This is a genomic window from Pseudomonas sp. ASL3 (genome assembly GCF_056680425.1).
Genome location: NZ_CM155281.1, coordinates 640,658 through 654,583, shown reverse-complemented (window position 1 = coordinate 654,583; position 13,926 = coordinate 640,658). Strand labels below are relative to the sequence as shown.

Genomic DNA, 13,926 nt, shown 5'->3' with positions numbered 1-13,926 from the left:
CAGATTGATCGAGGCGTCAGTGCGCCTCCTCCAGTTCATCGTGAAGCAGGCCGAAGATTTCGCGTTTCATGTCGATGAATGAGCGCTCCATGACCATGTCCAGGGTGCGAGGACGCTCGATCGGCACGTCGAGGATCTGCTTGATCCGCCCAGGCCGTGCGCCCATGACATAGACCCGGTCGCCCAAGAGGATGGCTTCGTCGATGTCATGGGTGACGAACAGTACGGTCTTTTTGCTATGCCCCCAGACCCGCAGCAGCAATTGCTGCATTTGCAAACGGGTCTGGCTGTCCAGCGCGCCAAAGGGTTCATCCATCAGCAGGATTTGCGGGTCGTTAGCCAGCGCGCGGGCGATGGCGACCCGTTGCATCATGCCGCCGGAAAGCTGCTTGGAGAAGTTGTCGGCAAACTGCGTCAACCCGACTTCGTTGAGGTAATAGTCGACAATTTCCTTGCGCTGGGCGGCCGGCATATTCCGCCGTTTCAGGCCGAATTCGATGTTCTGCCGCACCGTCAGCCACGGAAACAGGGTGTAGCCCTGAAAGACCATGCCGCGATCGGCACCCGGCCCTTCCACAAGCTGGCCGCCGACATAGATGTCGCCTTCGGTCGGTTCGGCCAGCCCGGCAGTGAGGTACAGCAAACTTGACTTGCCACAACCGGACGGCCCGACCAATACCGCGAACTGCTGGTCGGGAACCTCGAAGGACACCTGCTCCAGCGCGGTAAAGGTGCTGCCGTTGGGGCTTTGGTAGCGCAGGCTGACTTTGTCCACTTGCAGGCGCGGTGCTGTCTGAGTCGGGACGGCCAATGGCGTGACAAAGCGCGGATTCGCTGCAGTTACAGAGCCCATGCGGCCACCTTCAGACGGAGGAATCGGAACAGTTGATCAGTGATCAGGCCCAGCAGGCCGATGATCGCGATCGCCAGGAAAATCACATCCACCTGAAAGCCACGCATGGCTTTCAGACTCAAGTAACCCAGACCACTGGACGCCGCCACCAGCTCGGCGACCACCAGATAAGTCCAGGCCCAACCCATGGTCACCCGCAGCGTGTCGAGTACCCCCGGCAACGACGCCGGGGCGATCACATGCACCACGGCATCACGGCGACTCGATCCCAGGGTGTAGGAGGCGTTGATCAGATCCTTGGAAATGCCCTTGGAGACGTCGGCGATCATCACCAGTTGCTGGAAAAACACACCGAAGATGATCACCGACACCCGCTGCTCCAGACCGATACCGATCCAGAGGATGAACAGCGGTACAAAGGACGTCACCGGCAAGTAGCGGATGAAGTTGACCATCGGTTCGAGGAAGGCCTGAACAATGCGGAAACTGCCCATCAGCAAACCCAACGGCACAGCCACCAGCGACGAGACGATAAAACCCACCATCACCACTTCCAGGCTGGCCCAGACATGCAGGCCAAGCGTGCCGTCACGACCCAACCGCAGGGCGGCGTCCAGCACCGCCCCCGGTGTCGGCAGAAACATGCCGGGTACCACACCGCCGTATGACAGCCCGGCCCACAGACCGATCAACAGCAACCAGGCCAATCCGCCGGCACTCCAGATCAATTGCACCGGCAGGCCAGTCTTGGGCGTGATGCAGCGGTTCAGCCATGAATTGCGCTTGGACATGCTGACCTCCTATCGCGGGGTGATGAAGCGGCTGTCGACCAGGTCGTCATAGCTGACGTTGTAAGGTTTGCCCTGAAGTTCGCTGGCGGTTTCGTTGGCCAGTTTGATGACCGTGGCGCCTTCACCCGGTTTGCCCGGCGAACCCAGCAATTGCTCGCTCATCGCTTGGTCGTAGAAGCGCACACCCTTGGCCGCGGCCGCCAGCTCGGCAGGATCGGCCAGGTAACCACCAACGCCCTTGGCCATGATCGCGTAGGCCTCCTGCGGATGGTCCTTGGTGTACTGCACCGCTTTGTACAAGCCGGAGACCAATGCCTTGACGTCGTCCGGTTGTTTGTCGATGACCCCGCAGTTGAGTGCCACCACGTCGACGATCACCCCTGGGGTGGAACTGCTGTCGATCAACACCTTGCCTTGTTGTTTGGAGCGTACCAGCGACAGATGCGGCTCCCAGGTCACGGCAGCAGGCACACGACCGGCAATGAACGCCGTGGCAGCATCGTCGGCGGTCATGTTCTGCACCGTGATGTCGCTCATTTTCATGCCATTCTTTTTCAGCAGGTAAGACAGCCAGAACTGCGACACCGAACCTTCGTTCACTGCAACGGCTTTGCCCTTGAGCTCCTGCAGGCTGTTAACGTCCTTGCCCACCAATACGCCATCGCCACCATGGCTTTCATCCAGTGCGGCCACTGCCCTGAAGCAGAACTGCGGGCGATACTTGAGCACCTCATCGAGGGTCGAAGCGGACCCGGAAAGCTTGCCCGAGGCCTGGGCGGCCATGTACATCGAGGCTTCTTCGATAACCGGCAACTCGACGGTCAGGCCCTTCTCCTTGAAATAGCCAAGGTCCTGGGCGAGGTACAAAGTGCCGTAGCCGACCCAGGTGGTGTGACCAATGGACAGCGTTCCGGCCTGGGCACTGGTGGCGACACCGGCAGCGATGGCGGTCAGGGCAAGGGGACGGGCAAAACGTGTTAGCAAGGACTTGATCATGAAGCACTCCCACAGCTATTGATTTAGTTTTGTCTTGCGGGGCAGTACGGCCAGCGGCCTTGAACAGGTGCTACGTGCGGTCTCTGATGGACCTTGAAGCGTCAGTCGTTTGGCTGACTGGCGTGGTCGATGTTGGCCTAAGCCGGGGGATAGGAAAAATACTAAATATGTCTTTGCGAACGATGAAAAACCTCGTCAGCCCGCCCCGCAAAAGAGCGCCAAAACCGCGAATGCCCGGGGTGGGTGCGGTTTTGGTTTTTACGGAGAAATGAGGTGCGCGCACGCACTATCTGCACGATCATGACTCGATGCCAGTTGCTCATCCATGATCATCTCCGCCGCCTTCTCCCCAATCATGATGCACGGCGCATTGGTGTTGCCGCTGACCAGCGTCGGCATGATCGAGGCATCGGCGACGCGCAGCTTGCCCAGGCCGTTGACCTTCAACTGCGGTGTGACCACGCTCATCGCATCCACCCCCATCTTGCAGGTTCCTACCGGATGGAACACCGTGGCCGCGTGTTGCCGAACGTATGCCAACAGTTGCTCGTCCGTCCGGACCTGATCGCCCGGTAGCATTTCCTTGCCGCGCAGGCCATCGAAGCTCACGTCCGCGAGAATCTTTCGGGCCAGTTTCAGACCCTCGATCAGTACTCGAGCGTCGTCCATGTCATCGAGAAAGTTGTAATCCAGTTCCAGTTGGCGGTTCTTGCCCAGACGCAGGCTGCCGATGCTTTTCGGCCGCAGCACGCAGGTGTGGATCGCGTAACCGTGACCCCATTCGAACAGGCGCCCGCGATGGCTGCGGTAACCGGGCACGAAGTGAAACTGTACATCCGGCAAGGCACTGGCCAAGGGCGTGCGGGCAAAACCTCCGGCCTCGACATAGTTGGTGGTGAGCCAGCCGGTTTTCTTCAGCAGGTACTTGAACGGCGCCAGCAACACAGTGGGCAGCGAACCCAAAGAAAAACCCAAGGTCAGCGGACTCGGCGAACGCACTGTGATCAGGCCGTCGAGGTGGTCCTGAAGGTTTTTACCGACTCCCGGCAGGTCAACCATGACCTTGATCCCCGCCGCTTCCAGCTCGGCCTTTGGCCCGATACCCGACTGCAACAAAATCTGCGGCGAGCCGATGGCCCCGGCGCACAGGAGCACCTCCCTGCGCGCATTGAGTCGCAGTGCCTGCCCGTTCATGTTCACCTGTACGCCCTGTACGCCCTGTACCGCGCCGTCCTCGATGACCAGCGAGTTCACCTGACAATCGCTCAGCACCGTCAGATTCGGCCGATTTAAAACGGGGGCGACGAAAGCCCGATAGCTGCTCAGGCGCTTGGCGCTCTTTTGCGTCAGGTGATAGAGGCCAACACCTTCGAGGGTCGCGCCGTTGAAATCATCGTTGTGCCGCAAACCCAGATGCTCGGCGGCTTTGACGAACAGCTTCGACAGCGGATTGGGGTCACGCGCCCGATCCACGCACAACTCGCCTTGAGTCCCGTGATAGTTCAAGTCCTGGCCCAGCAGGTTGCGTTCGGACTTCTTGAACAGCGGCAGCACCTGCGCCCAACTCCAGCCACGACAGCCCAACTCGGCCCAATGGTCGTAATCGGCGGGCGCGCCACGGATGTAGATCATGCTGTTCATCGATGACGAGCCGCCGAGCACCTTGCCACGCGGGCAATGCAGCGAACGATCGTTCAGTCGCACTTGCGGTGTGGATTGGAAGTTCCAGCTGTATTTCGGGCTTTTATAGAGGGTGATGGTGCCGGCCGGCGTCTGGATACGCGAGCTATTGTCATGCCCGCCGGCCTCGATCAGACACACCCGCCAAGCCGGGTTGGCGCTCAAGCGGTTGGCCAGCACACAGCCCGAAGAGCCCGCGCCAACGATGATGAAATCGTAGTGGTGTTCGGTGGTCATAAGCATCCTCCTGATAACCCGTGTGCCGCATTCGCAGGGGATCTGTGCCGGACACAAAACTTGTAGGAGCTGCCGAAGGCTGCGATAAGGTCGGAACGACCTTCATGAAGATCAACCGCCGCGACCGTTCCGGTCGATCGCAGCCTTCGGCAGCTCCTACAGGGGATTTGCGATCGACACAGATCCACTGTAAGACCCTCCGCTCAAAGCCGCCCCAATTCCTGCGCCGTGCGATCCACCGCCCGCCGAGTCTTTTCGATCAACTCATCGATTTCCCCACGGGTGGCCACCAGCGCCGGAGCCATGATCATCCGGCCAAGGGTCGAGCGAACGATCACGCCTTCTTCGAAACCCAGGGTCCGGCAGCGCCAGGCAATGTCGTTTTCATTGGCGAAGCGTTTGCGCGTGCTTTTGTCCTCGGCAAACTGCAAGGCCGCGACCATGCCGACGCCCTGGATATCGCCGACCAACGGGTGATTGCCGAACACTTCGCGCAGGCACTGTTGCAGGTAGGGGCCGATATCGGTTTTCACCCGGCTGACCACCCCTTCGTCACGCAAGGCCTTGAGGTTGGCGATGGCAACCGCCGCCGCCACCGGGTGCCCTGAATAGGTCAGCCCGTGGGCAAACACGCCGCCCTGCTCCACCAGCACTTCAGCCATGCGCCGGGACAGCACCAGGCCGCCCATGGGGATATACCCGGAGGTCAGGCCTTTGGCGATGGACAGGGTGTCCGGTTCGAAACCGAAGTGTTCGTGGGCGAACCATTCGCCGGTGCGACCGAAGCCACCGATCACTTCATCGGCACACAGCAGCACATCGTACTTGCGGCAGATCCGTTGAATCTCCGGCCAGTAGCTCTCGGGTGGAAAGATCATCCCGCCCGCGCCCTGGAACGGCTCGGCGACAAAGGCCGCGACCTTGTCCGCACCCAATTCGAGAATCTTCTCTTCCAATTGCCGGGCGGCGCGCAGGCCGAATTCGGCCGGGCTCAAATCGCCTCCATGGGCATACCAGTACGGTTCTTCGATGTGCGCGACATCGGGGATCATGCCGCCCATTTCATGCATGAATTTCATGCCGCCCAGTGCGGTCGCGGCCAAGGTCGAACCGTGGTAACCGTTCCAGCGGCCAATCATGATTTTCTTCTCAGGCTTGCCGAGGATTTGCCAGTAACGGCGCACCGTGCGAATCAACACCTCGTTGGCCTCGGAGCCGGAGTTGGTGTAGATCGCGTGGCTGTAGTGACCAGGCAGCAGGCTGAATAGCAGCTCCGACAGCTCAATCACCTGCGGGTGGGTGGTGTGGAAAAATAGGTTGTAGTACGGCAGTTGTTCCAGCTGACGGGTGGCCGCAGCGGCCAGATCCTTGCGCCCGTAACCGAGGTTGGTGCACCACAGTCCAGACATGCCATCCAGGTAACGCTGACCATCGTTGTCCCACAACTCCAGGCGGTCGCCTCTGACCATTACTCGCGGCCCTTCGGCATTCAAGGCCTTTTGGTCGAGGAACGCATGGATGTGGTGAGCGGCGTCGGCTGCCTGATAGTCGCGGGTTTCACGTTGGTTGGTCATCGCCAGATCTCCCTTTTTATTGTCAGCGCAGTTGAAACCAGGTGGTCTTCAACGGGGTGTATTTGTCGAATGCGCGCTGGCTCGTGGATTCGATGGTGTCTGAAGCCGGCGGGGAGGAAAAATATTAAATATGTGTTCGCAGGCGATGAAAAAGCTGGGCAGACAGGAAGCCTGGCCGGGCGCTTTAGTCGTTATTGTGTGTAGACAAGACGGTATGGCGAAGAAGGTGCGACGGTGCGCAAATTGCTTGAGCTTGAGGCCGGGTCATTGCCTGCTTCGAAATCACCCACATCCCCTGATCAACGAGGTTCGCTGTGGCTGCCTACAACCTGCGTCAACTGAAGTACTTCATTACCACGGTCGAATGCGGCAGTGTCGCCGAGGCCTCGCGCAAGCTGTACATCGCACAACCGTCGATCTCCACCGCGATAAAGGGACTGGAGGAAAGCTTCGGTGTGCAGCTGCTGATCCGCCACCACGCCCAGGGCGTTTCACTGACCCCCAGCGGTGCGCGCTTCTATCGCAAGGCGCAGGAACTGCTGCGCATGGCCAAGGAGTTCGAACAAAACGCCCTGGCCGACAATGATGTGGTCGCCGGGCAGATTGATATCGGCTGTTTCGAAACCGTCGCGCCGTTGTACTTGCCGCAGTTGATTGCCGGTTTCAATGCGTTGTATCCGGGGGTGGAAATCCGCATCCGCGACGGCGAGCAACAGGAACTGGTGCAGGGTCTGACCTCCGGCACTTTTGACCTGGCGATTTTGTATGAGCACGATCTGGACAGCACCATCGAAACCCAGCCACTGATGCCGGCGCAACGGCCATATGCGCTGCTGCCAGCCGACCATCGCTTCGCCCAACAGCCCCAGGTTTCCCTGCGCGACCTGTGCCTGGAGCCGATGATTCTGCTGGACGTGCAGCCAAGCCGGACGTACTTCGTCAGCCTGTTCGAAGAACTCGGCCTGACGCCACGCATCGCGTTCAGCTCACCGTCGATTGAAATGGTCCGGGGCATGGTCGGCCAGGGCTTCGGCTTCTCGATCCTGGTCACCCGCCCGCACTCGGAATGTACCTACGATGGGCAGAAAGTGGTGTGCGTGGACATCGTTGAAGACGTCACCGGCTCAGGACTGGTGGCGGCCTGGCTAAAACGCGGGCAACTGACCAAACCGGCACAGCTGTTTGCGGATTACTGTTGTGAACAGCTGACGGCGAAGGCGCGCGATCTACTGTAGGAGCGGGCAAGCGCGCTCCTACACATGATCTGCGGCGAACCACAGATCAATTACGCAACCATTCCACCAACCGCTCCAACATCCGCTCACAGCCCTGCATCTGCTCGACTGTCACGAACTCATCCGGCTTGTGGCCCTGTTCCATGCTGCCCGGCCCGCACACCACCGTGGGAATCCCGGCCTGATCGAACAACCCGCCTTCCGTGCCAAAGGCCACGGTGCCGAAGTCGCTGGAGCCACTGAGCTGCGCAATCAATCGAGCAGCAAAGCTTTCAGAGTCCGTCATCAACCCAGGGTAGCCACTCAGCGGCTGAAAACTGATGGCGGTTTCTGCACGCACCGCCCGCATCCTCGGCAGCAGTTCCGCTTCGGCATAAGCTTGCAGATCCGTCACCACCTGCTGTGGATCGAAGCCCGGCAAGGCCCGCACCTCGAAATCGAACTCACACTGCGCTGGTACGATATTCAGCGCGGTACCGCCACGGATGACGCCCGTCTGTACCGTTGACCACGGCGGATCGAAACGCGGGTCATGGCCCTCGACGCGCGCCAGCACTTCACCGATGTGCCCCAACTTGCCGATCAGGCGGGCCGCATACTCGATGGCATTGACCCCTTGCGGCGCATACGCCGAATGACAGGCCGCGCCCTTAACGCAGCAACGCATGGCGAGCTTGCCTTTATGCCCGAGCACCGGGCGCAACTCCGTCGGCTCGCCGATGATGCACGCCAAAGGTTTGGGATCGCGTTGCGCCAGCTCGGCCAACAAAGAACGCACGCCGAGGCAGCCGACTTCTTCATCGTAGGAAAACGCCAGGTGCAACGGCACCCGCAGCGGTTGCTCGACAAAACTCGGCACGGCAGCCAGCACACAGGCCAGATAGCCTTTCATGTCCGCCGTGCCCCGCCCGTACAAACGCCCCTCCCGCTCACTCAAGGTAAACGGCTCGACCGTCCACGACTGGCCGTCCACCGGCACCACATCAGTGTGACCGGACAAGACAATCCCCGGGCACTCGCTGGCGCCGATGCTGGCATAGAGGTTGGCTTTGGTTCGGTCTTGGTTGAAGAACAATTCGCTGACCACGCCGAAACCCGCGAGGTAGTCGCGGATGAATTCGATCAACGCCAGGTTCGACTCACGACTGACGGTATTGAACGCGATCAGTCGTTCCAGCAGCGCACGACTTTTAAACCAGGTCATTGATCACCGGGGACCCCATAGCGAGGGGCGCGGGTCGGGTCCAGCGCGCGGATTACGTAGTCGTCCATCTGAGGACGATAGGCTTGCCAGAGCTGATCCAGTTGGCCGATCGGGTCGTGTTCGGCCCAGTCCACCCGCAGGTCCACAATCGGCCAGAGCAAATCGCTGACCACCGACAACGCCGCCGAATGCACCGGGCCAGCTTCACCGCCGGCAGCCATGGCCGCGTGCATCGCCACCAGCAGACGATCAGCCAGCGCTTCACCGGCCGTTGCCTCGAAGGCGGCGACCATCGCCGAGATGACAGTGATATCCGCCAACAGATTCCCGGCGGCCACGCACTGATCACCCGCCAGCGCATGGTGCAAGCCCAGCGCCTGACTGCCGGTGAACAGCGCCGTTGCGCCCTTCTGGTCAATCACCGCCACCTGCCGGTATTGGCTGAAACCATGCCGGGTCAGGGCTTTATCCAGTGCGGCACTGGCGCTTTCCCCGGCTTCGAGCAGGTCGAGAATTTCCGGGCCCAGGGCCGGTAGCGTGATGTTCTGGGTGGCTACGGCGCCCGCTCCGGCACGCAACCAGGGGCAGCGCGCGCCCACCGCGATGCTCGACGAACTGATGGCGATACCGAACTGCCCGGTTTCGGCACAACGGCCGACAATGGAAAAGGTCATGACTTTGCCTCAGGGATCACCGCGATCACATCGATTTCCATCAGCCATTCGGCCTGCCCGAGACCGGCGACCACCAGCCCGGTGGAGATCGGAAACACGCCCTTGAGCCACTTGCCCACGACCCGATACACCGGCTCGCGAAAACGGGGATCGGTGATGTAGGTGGTGGTTTTGACGATATGGCTCAGGTCGCTGCCGGCTTCCTCCAGCAGTTGTTTGAGGTTTTTCATCGCCTGCTCCGCCTGGGCAGCAGGGTCGCCGAGGCCGACCAGTCTGCCCTCGAAATCGGTGCCGACCTGACCGCGTACGTACACGGTGTTCCCGGCAACAACCGCCTGGCACAGGTCGTTGTCCAGGGTCTGGTTCGGGTAGGTTTGTTTGGTGTTGAACATGCGAATACGGGTGTGCGTGGGTGTGCTCATGCGGGGAACCTGCAACCAGTCATTAGGTGATATTTCTTCGACGCGCCCCGGCCTTATCGCGGGCAAGCCCGCTCCTACAGGGGAATGCGATCAACTGTAGGAGCGGGCTTGCCCGCGATAAGGCCCGAAGGGCCTTCCAGCCAAACAGTCATTTCACGAATCAGGCCTGTCCGGCCAACTTCAGCGGCGCGGCTTTGGCGTGATTGCCCATCACCCGCTCCGACAACCCGGCGGACTTGCGCACGAAGTCCAGCGGACCGTCCCAATCGAAATTGCGATAGACCGCCGCCAAATGCGCGAACGGTGGCGATTGGGCAAACAGCTGGAAGGTCAGGCGATGCCCGGCGTAGTCCGAGTTCATCAGGTCGCGGGCAAAGGCCAGCAGCTTGCGCCGGTCTTCGGCCACCCAGTCCTCGTTGACCGAGTAGTACTTGTTCAGCCACTTGCCGGCTTCCGGGTGGTTGAAGGTGGCGGCGTCCGGAGTCACGCAGATCTGCCCACCACACAATTCGCGGGCGATGTGGGTCATGTTGTGCAACTGCGAGGTCGCCAGCACGCGCCCGGTGTACAGCAATGACTGGTTGGGCATCAGCAAACCGCCGGGGCTCTTCTCCGCCAGGGCAATGGAGGCGGTCAGGTGCGCGTTGATGCCTTCGCGGTAGCAGGCCAGTTGTGCGAGTTTTTCCTGCACCGCCTGCTGGTTCTCCAGACCGGTCTGACGGGCGTTGAACAGCGCCGCACCGATCAGCATGTCAGCCACTTTCAGGTTGCGCTGGACGAAGGCAAACGCGCTGTAGCGGTGCAAGGTCGAACGAATGAAGGTCGCGGCTTTGGTGTGCTGGTAGAACAGCACGTTTTCCCAAGGGATCAGTACGTTGTCGAAAATCACCAGCGCGTCGACCTCATCGAACCGGTTGGCCAGCGGATAGTCGTCATCGCTGCCGCGCCCGGCAAAGCCACTGCGGCAAATGAATTTCAGTCCCGGCGAACCCAGATCACAAATAAAGCCGACGGCATAATTCGACAGCTCGGAATTGCCCCAGTTGGCGATGGTCGGTTTGGTGAACGCCTGGTTCGAATAAGCGGCAGCAGTCTCGTACTTTGCACCGCGGACGATAATCCCGGCGTCGGTTTCCTTGACCACATGCAACAGCATGTCCGGGTCCTGATCCTGCGGGCGTTTGGAGCGGTCGCCTTTGGGGTCGGTGTTGGCCGATACGTGAAAGGTGTCGCTATAGAGCGCCTTGTCGATGTGGTTGCGAATATTGGCCGAGAACTGCGGGTTGACCTCGTTCAGCATGTCCTGACCGTCATACAGCGACCACATTTCGCCGATGGTTTCGTCACCGACACGGGTGACCACACCGCCGATGTCGTTGAGCACCGCGTCGGTGGAATTGCGCTTGTCCCACCAGTCCTGCTGGGTGCGCGGCAGTTTCAGACCGATGGCATGGGTTTCGCCACTGGCATCCTGATAGGTCATTTTGCTTTTGGTCGCGGCATCATGCTGCATGTCATAGATACGCGCCCGGACGTCCACCAGCGGTTTGAATGCCGGGTGCGAAGGCACATCCTTCACCCGCTCGCCGTTGATATAAACCTCCCGGCCGTCGCGGATGGAGTCGCGGTACTGCTCGCCTGTTCTGATCATTGTGAATCCCCATGATGTGCCAACGGTTGTTTGCGCCGGGCGCTGTGTCTGGGGGCATTCTGTTCATGAGGTCAGGCACAAATAAATTAGGTTATTTGTGGTTGTTGCCTAGCTAAAAGCTGGCCTTCAGCTTTTTAGCGTCAAGCCAAACAAATTAAGTAATTTCGGTATTGAGCATCCACTCGCAGAATCAGGCCATCTCCCAGCGACGAAGAGGATGTGTGCGATGAATACTTCCGTGCGATTTCAACCCGGTGACGTCAGCGTACTGACTGCGGCGACCCTTACGGCCAACCCCGCCGAGTTCATTGCCGCCATGGGTAAATGCGCCACGGGGGTGACGGTGATCACCACCGACGGCGCGGGTGGCCGCTTTGGCGTGACCGTCAGCGCGATGACGTCAGTCTCGGCTGAACCGCCGTTGCTGCTGGTGTGCGTGAACCGCAACAACCTGGCGTCGAAGGCGATCGACCAGAACGGTTGTTTTTGCGTCAACGTCATCGAAACCGAGCAACAACCGGTTGCCCAGGTATTCGCCGGCCAGATCAAACTGGAAAACGGCGACCGCTTCGCCTGCGCCGACTGGACACAACACACCACCGGCGCGCCCATGCTGGACAATGCACTGGCCAGTTTTGATTGCCATATCGAACAACAGATGGACCTGGGCACCCACACGGTGTTCATCGGTAAAGTCGTGGCTGTGAAAAGCCGCGAAGGCGCTCCGCTGGCGTATTCACAGCGGAAATTCTGCGGATTACAGGCGCTTGAGGGGCATTAAGGGCTTTAAGGCTTGGACTGGTGTTGCGGGATCCCACTGTGGAAGCGGAATTCAACGTCAGGGCTGTCGATCAAGCTGGCTTCGAGCACCCGGACTTTTTCAATGGCTCGCTCAACGTCTGCAGCATCACCATAGTGATAGGCCAGTTTCAGATAACCCTGAAAGTGCCGCGCTTCGCTTTTCAGCAATCCGTGATAAAAGCGCCCCAGCTCTTCATCCAGATGCGGCACCAGTGCTTCGAAGCGTTCACAGCTGCGCGCTTCGATGAATGCGCCCACCACCAACGTATCAATCAGCTTCACCGGCTCATGACTGCGTACCGCCGCCCGTAACCCTGAGGCATAACGGGCGGCCGATAGAGGTCGCCATTCGACTTTGCGCTTTTTCATCAAGCGCACAACCTGCTCATGGTGCACCAGCTCTTCACGGGCCAGTCGCGACATCATCATGACCAGATCCGAATAGGCACCGTATTTGGCGATCATGCTCAAGGCCGTGCTGGCAGCCTTGAACTCACAGTTTTTGTGATCGAGAAGCATTGTCTCCTGATCAGCCAACGCCGCTTCAACCCAGCCCGCGGGCGTCCTGCATCCTAGAAAATCATGAATTTCAGACAGCATGGACGCCCCCGAGAAACCCGCGGTCGGGCGTGCGGCAAAGCAGGAAAGATTCGATTTCCGGGTTCAGTTGCATAGGCTCACAGTACGGCCAGGTGGACAAAGCGCAGCATTATACGAGGGCGGTGCGAATGAACCAGCTCCTTGCAGCAGATTTGTCCTGATCTGGATCAACAACCGAATTGGCCGACTGCAACTATAGTTGTGTCTATCAGCCGTCGGCCGTACAGGCGAGCAAGTGCCGAGGCGCAAGACATGACATGACATCGTCGAGGTCAAACCCATGCAAGCCGTACGCAGCATCCTTGTGGTACTCGAACCCCCACACGCTGATAGTCTGGCCCTCAAACGCGCCAAACTGATCGCGGGTGTTACCCAGGCGCACCTGCATTTGTTGATCTGTGACAAAAAGCATGACCACCAGGCCCTGCTCAGCGTACTCGAGAACAGTCTGCTCAACGACGGCTTCAGCGTTACCAGCGAACATGCGTGGCACGAAAGCCTGCATCAAACCATCATCGACGTTCAACAGGCTGAAGGCTGCGGCCTGGTGATCAAGCAGCATTTCCCGGATAACCCGCTGAAAAAAGCCCTGCTGACCCCGGATGACTGGAAACTGCTGCGGTTGTGCCCAAGCCCGGTGCTGATGGTCAAGACCAAGGCACCGTGGACCGGCGGGGTGATTCTCGCCGCGGTCGATGTCGGCAACCCCGACGAAAAACACCACGCCCTGCACTTCAGCATCGTTGATCACGGCTTCGAGATTGCCGCGCTGGCCAAGGGGCAACTGCATGTCATCGCCGCGCACCCTTCACCCATGCTGTCGGCAGCCGACCCGGTGTATCAGCTCAAGGAAACCATCGAAGAGCGCTATCGCGAGCAATGCCAGACGTTTCAGGCTGAATTCGATGTCGATGACCTTCACCTGCACATCGCCGAAGGCCCGGCCGACGTGCTGATCCCGTATACCGCACATACCCTCAATGCCGCAGTTACCGTGATTGGCAGCGTGGGGCGCACCGGTATTTCCGGTGCACTGATCGGCAACACCGCCGAAGTGATACTCGATTCGCTGGAAAGCGATGTGCTGGTATTAAAGACTGAAGAGACCTATACGCATCTGGAAGAGCTGGCGGCCAAAACCTGATTTAGTCTCGAAATAAGGGGACTGATTTGAATGGCACTTACTTAGCAGCTAACTAACTGATTCA

13 protein-coding genes are annotated in these 13,926 nt (G+C 59.7%); 3 read left to right on the top strand and 10 right to left on the bottom strand.

All coding sequences use genetic code 11. The features are described 5' to 3' along the window. Positions 1-16 precede the first annotated feature (16 nt). The 5 genes from AC1MEE_RS03005 to AC1MEE_RS02985 all read right to left on the bottom strand — a co-directional run bounded on the left by AC1MEE_RS03005 (position 17) and on the right by AC1MEE_RS02985 (position 6,131). Entirely contained in the window at positions 17-853 is an 837-nt protein-coding gene (locus AC1MEE_RS03005; RefSeq protein ID WP_480413743.1) for an ABC transporter ATP-binding protein, read from the bottom strand. Further along, complete coding sequence (locus AC1MEE_RS03000; protein WP_480413742.1) at positions 841-1,644, bottom strand: ABC transporter permease; 804 nt, start codon at positions 1,642-1,644, stop codon at positions 841-843. Before AC1MEE_RS03000 ends, AC1MEE_RS03005 begins: the two co-directional genes overlap by 13 nt. A 9-nt stretch (positions 1,645-1,653) precedes the next feature. After that, a complete protein-coding gene (locus AC1MEE_RS02995; RefSeq protein ID WP_480413741.1) occupies positions 1,654-2,640 on the bottom strand; it encodes an ABC transporter substrate-binding protein in 987 nt (328 codons plus the stop codon). Positions 2,641-2,898: 258 nt separating this feature from the next. Then, a complete protein-coding gene (locus tag AC1MEE_RS02990; protein WP_480413740.1) occupies positions 2,899-4,557 on the bottom strand; it encodes a GMC family oxidoreductase in 1,659 nt (552 codons plus the stop codon). A gap of 203 nt (positions 4,558-4,760) precedes the next feature. After that, positions 4,761-6,131 (bottom strand): aspartate aminotransferase family protein, encoded by a 1,371-nt coding sequence (locus AC1MEE_RS02985; RefSeq protein ID WP_480413739.1) that lies wholly within the window; start codon positions 6,129-6,131, stop codon positions 4,761-4,763. Positions 6,132-6,445: 314 nt separating this feature from the next. On the opposite strand from AC1MEE_RS02985, the gene AC1MEE_RS02980 reads away from it, so the two are divergent. Next, entirely contained in the window at positions 6,446-7,366 is a 921-nt protein-coding gene (locus tag AC1MEE_RS02980) for a LysR family transcriptional regulator (protein ID WP_480413738.1), read from the top strand. A gap of 46 nt (positions 7,367-7,412) precedes the next feature. On the opposite strand, the gene argE is transcribed toward AC1MEE_RS02980, so the two are convergent. The 4 genes from argE to AC1MEE_RS02960 form a co-directional block, all read right to left on the bottom strand. After that, a complete protein-coding gene (gene argE, locus AC1MEE_RS02975; protein WP_480413737.1) occupies positions 7,413-8,570 on the bottom strand; it encodes an acetylornithine deacetylase in 1,158 nt (385 codons plus the stop codon). Next, the gene (locus AC1MEE_RS02970) at positions 8,567-9,244 is read right to left on the bottom strand and encodes a DUF1028 domain-containing protein (RefSeq protein WP_480413736.1); all 678 of its coding nucleotides are present in this window, start codon (positions 9,242-9,244) and stop codon (positions 8,567-8,569) included. Before AC1MEE_RS02970 ends, argE begins: the two co-directional genes overlap by 4 nt. Next, positions 9,241-9,666, bottom strand: a complete 426-nt coding sequence (locus tag AC1MEE_RS02965) for a RidA family protein (protein WP_480413735.1) — start codon at positions 9,664-9,666, stop codon at positions 9,241-9,243. The genes AC1MEE_RS02970 and AC1MEE_RS02965 overlap by 4 nt, the downstream gene beginning before the upstream one ends. Positions 9,667-9,826: 160 nt before the next feature. Then, positions 9,827-11,317, bottom strand: a complete 1,491-nt coding sequence (locus AC1MEE_RS02960) for a 4-hydroxyphenylacetate 3-hydroxylase family protein (protein WP_480413734.1) — start codon at positions 11,315-11,317, stop codon at positions 9,827-9,829. 226 nt (positions 11,318-11,543) lie between these two features. On the opposite strand from AC1MEE_RS02960, the gene AC1MEE_RS02955 reads away from it, so the two are divergent. After that, on the top strand, positions 11,544-12,098 hold the full coding sequence (locus AC1MEE_RS02955) for a flavin reductase family protein (RefSeq protein WP_480413733.1): 555 nt from the start codon (positions 11,544-11,546) through the stop codon (positions 12,096-12,098). A gap of 5 nt (positions 12,099-12,103) precedes the next feature. Here the strand turns inward: AC1MEE_RS02955 and AC1MEE_RS02950 are convergent, their stop codons facing one another. Beyond that, positions 12,104-12,718: a MiaE family protein gene (locus tag AC1MEE_RS02950; RefSeq protein ID WP_480413732.1), complete on the bottom strand. Its 615-nt coding sequence runs from the start codon at positions 12,716-12,718 to the stop codon at positions 12,104-12,106. A 280-nt stretch (positions 12,719-12,998) separates the two neighbouring features. On the opposite strand from AC1MEE_RS02950, the gene AC1MEE_RS02945 reads away from it, so the two are divergent. Further along, positions 12,999-13,862: a universal stress protein gene (locus AC1MEE_RS02945; protein WP_480413731.1), complete on the top strand. Its 864-nt coding sequence runs from the start codon at positions 12,999-13,001 to the stop codon at positions 13,860-13,862. Positions 13,863-13,926 lie beyond the last annotated feature (64 nt).